The organism is Pseudomonas sp., from assembly GCF_026224925.1.
Taxonomy (GTDB): Bacteria; Pseudomonadota; Gammaproteobacteria; order Pseudomonadales; family Pseudomonadaceae; genus Aquipseudomonas.
In genome coordinates, this window is record NZ_JAMFRV010000210.1 from 1 (window position 1) to 3,358 (window position 3,358).

Genomic DNA, 3,358 nt, shown 5'->3' on the forward strand with positions numbered 1-3,358 from the left:
ACTCGATATTGGCCGTAAATATTCCATTCTCTGTTTTAGGCCTGCTGCGTTCGAACCCGACCCCCGACCGATCGGGGGCACGCCCGCTCCCACAACGACTTCAGAAGGAACAACCACTATGCGTATCGTCGTTGCTCTGGGCGGCAATGCCCTGCTCCGTCGTGGCGAGCCGATGACCGCGGACAATCAGCGGATCAATATTCGTATCGCCGCCGAACAGATCGCCAAAATCTCTGCCGGTAATGAACTGGTCATCGCCCACGGCAATGGTCCGCAGGTCGGACTTTTATCGCTACAAGCGGCGGCTTACACCTCGGTTTCGCCTTACCCGCTAGATGTGCTCGGGGCAGAAACCGAAGGCATGATCGGTTACATGATCGAGCAGGAACTGGGCAATCTTCTGCCCGTCGGAAAACCATTTGCGACGCTGCTGACCCAAGTCGAAGTCAATGGTAACGACCCCGCCTTCAAATACCCAAGCAAACCCATTGGCCCGGTCTATTCAAAAGAAGAAGCCGAACGTCTGGCCGCCGAGAAAGGCTGGAGCATCGCCCCGGATGGTGACAAATACCGCCGAGTGGTTGCCAGCCCGCGGCCCAAACGCATCTTCGAAATTCGCCCAATCAAATGGCTGCTGGAGAAAGGCAGCATCGTGATCTGCGCGGGCGGTGGCGGCATCCCGACGATGTATGGCGAGGATGGCAAGCTGAAAGGCGTCGAAGCCGTGATCGATAAAGACCTGTGCTCAGCGTTACTGGCGGAGCAATTGAGTTGTGATTTGCTAGTGATTGCCACCGACGTCGACGCGGTATTCATCGACTGGGGTAAACCAACGCAGAAGGCTGTCGCTCAAGTCCATCCCGACGACTTGGAAAAACTGGGCTTTGCCGCGGGTTCAATGGGGCCTAAAGTGCAAGCTGCCTGCGAGTTCGCGCGTAACACCGGTAAAGAAGCGGTGATTGGCTCACTGGCAGACATTGAAAATATCGTTAAAGGTTACGCCGGAACCCGGATAAGCACCGCCAGCAAAGGCATTCACTATCGGTGAACCGAGTAGCTGGCCAAGCGGTCTATTCCTACACTTTTGTACCGTAAAGGAGCAAGGCCCATGTTTGAGCCAGGTCATCTGCACATCACTCGCGCTCCGCTGCAACCCAACGATTTCGGTTTCGATATCCATATCCACTACGAAGTGCGCCAAGACCCCAAGGAAGGGCCCTCCATGCACTTTTCCATGGTCGGGGACGTCAATGGCGAAGAGTTCGAGGACGAATTTGATCTGCCCCGTGACGGCGCTTTCAACTTCGCCAGCGTCGCTAACAAAATCGCAATCAAACACGGCCTGCCGCATACCACCACCCTGCCGGTGGCGATGCATAAGCAGTACGACGAAATGTTTGAAGACATTCGACAGAAACTTGATATCAAGTCTGGCGACCCAGTGAAACCTGAGCATTTGGGGTAGACCCAAAAGCCTTCGCGAATGAATGCGCTCCTACACAGGAAACGCGATCCAGGTGTGGGACCGAATTCATTCGGGAAAAGAACGACGCGATTGGTCTGAAGCACTGCGGTGTTGCATTCGCAGGCAAGCCTGCTCCCACCGGATCGCTGTGATGATCCCGATTTAGCGAAGCCCTCGCCGCGCCGCTGCCGCTCTATTTACTATTTGCTGGCATACTTGCCACCCTCACCTCCCAGAACCTTTAATCGCCCCATGCGTATCCACGTTTGCTTCATCGACCGCGTTGGTATAACCCAGGAAGTGCTGGCGATTCTCGGTGGGCGAAATTTGAATCTGGACGCGGTGGAGATGGTTCCGCCAAATGTGTACATCGATGCGCCCACCCTCAGCCCGCAGGTACTGGAAGAACTCAAAGACCGGCTTTTCCGGGTGCGCGGGGTCGAGGCGATCACTGTGGTCGACATTCTTCCCGGTCAGCGTCGCCACCTGCAACTGGATGCCCTGCTCGCCGCCATGACCGACCCGGTACTGGCGCTAGACAGCAACGGCCGTGTGTTGCTTGCCAACCCCGCGCTGATTGCGCTGTGCGGTCGTGAGCCGGCGGGAGAATCAGTAGCCGAATTGTTCGCTGATCCCGGCCTGCACACCGCGCTGCTGGAAAACGGTTTTCGCCTGCCGCTGCGCGAGGTCACGCTCAATGGCCAAGCGTTGCTGCTGGACGCTACGCCGATTACCGACGCTGGCGCGCTACTAACCTTGTACCTGCCGAGCCGCATCGGTGAACGCCTGGCGGCGCTGCACCACGATCACTCCGAGGGTTTCGACTCGCTGCTGGGCGATTCACTGCCAATCCGCACGCTCAAGACTCGCGCATTGCGCGTGGCGGTGTTGGATGCGCCGCTGCTGATTCAGGGTGAGACTGGCACCGGTAAAGAGCTGGTGGCGCGCGCCTGCCACGCCATCAGCGCCCGCCATGCGGCACCGTTTCTGGCCCTCAACTGTGCCGCACTGCCGGAGAACCTCGCCGAAAGCGAACTCTTCGGTTACGCCCCCGGTGCGTTTACGGGCGCGCAACGCGGTGGCAAACCGGGCCTGATGGAGATGGCCAACCACGGTACGGTGTTCCTCGACGAAATCGGCGAAATGTCACCGTACTTGCAAGCCAAGTTGCTGCGCTTTCTGAATGACGGCAGCTTTCGGCGCGTAGGGGGCGACCGCGAGGTAAAGGTCAATGTACGAATCCTCAGCGCCACCCATCGCGATCTGGAAAAGATGGTCAGCGAAGGCACCTTTCGCGAAGACCTGTTCTATCGCTTGAATGTTCTCAACCTGGAAGTGCCACCACTGCGTGAGCGCGGCCAAGACATTCTGCTGCTGGCACGCTACTTCATGGAGCAGGCCTGCGCGCAGATTCAACGCCCGGTGTGCCGCCTTACGCCGGGCACTTACCCGGCACTGCTGAGTAACCGCTGGCCCGGTAATGTGCGCCAACTGCAGAACGTGATTTTCCGTGCGGCAGCCATTTGCGAAAGCTCACTGGTGGACATCGGCGACCTGGACATTGCCGGAACGTCGGTGGCGCGCCAGAACGACGGCGAAGTGGATAGCCTTGAACAGGCCGTGGAAGACTTCGAGAAAACCCTGCTGGAAAAACTCTACGTCAGCTACCCCTCGACCCGGCAACTCGCCAGCCGCCTGCAAACCTCACACACCGCCATTGCCCATCGACTGCGCAAATATGGAATTTCCGGGAAGGGTTAAGGCATACATACTGTGGGAGTAAGCTTGCTTGCGAAGGGCGCGACTCGGTTTATCTGACTAGATGCTTGGTCAAGAGCTCAGCAGCTACCGTTGTATCTGGGCCCATGACATAGCCTTCGCAAGCAAGCTTGC

The 3,358-nt window shown here is 58.0% G+C and carries 3 protein-coding genes; all 3 read left to right on the forward strand.

Annotated features, from left to right (window positions below):
• Window positions 1–118 precede the first annotated feature (118 nt).
• The 3 genes from arcC (at window position 119) to M0974_RS08995 (ending at window position 3,226) form a co-directional block, all read left to right on the forward strand.
• A complete protein-coding gene (gene arcC, locus M0974_RS08985; protein ID WP_297835477.1) occupies window positions 119–1,048 on the forward strand; it encodes a carbamate kinase in 930 nt (309 codons plus the stop codon).
• A gap of 60 nt (window positions 1,049–1,108) precedes the next feature.
• Entirely contained in the window at window positions 1,109–1,465 is a 357-nt protein-coding gene (locus M0974_RS08990; protein WP_297835480.1) for a DUF5064 family protein, read from the forward strand.
• Window positions 1,466–1,717: 252 nt separating this feature from the next.
• Window positions 1,718–3,226, forward strand: a complete 1,509-nt coding sequence (locus M0974_RS08995; protein WP_297835482.1) for a sigma-54-dependent transcriptional regulator — start codon at window positions 1,718–1,720, stop codon at window positions 3,224–3,226.
• Window positions 3,227–3,358 lie beyond the last annotated feature (132 nt).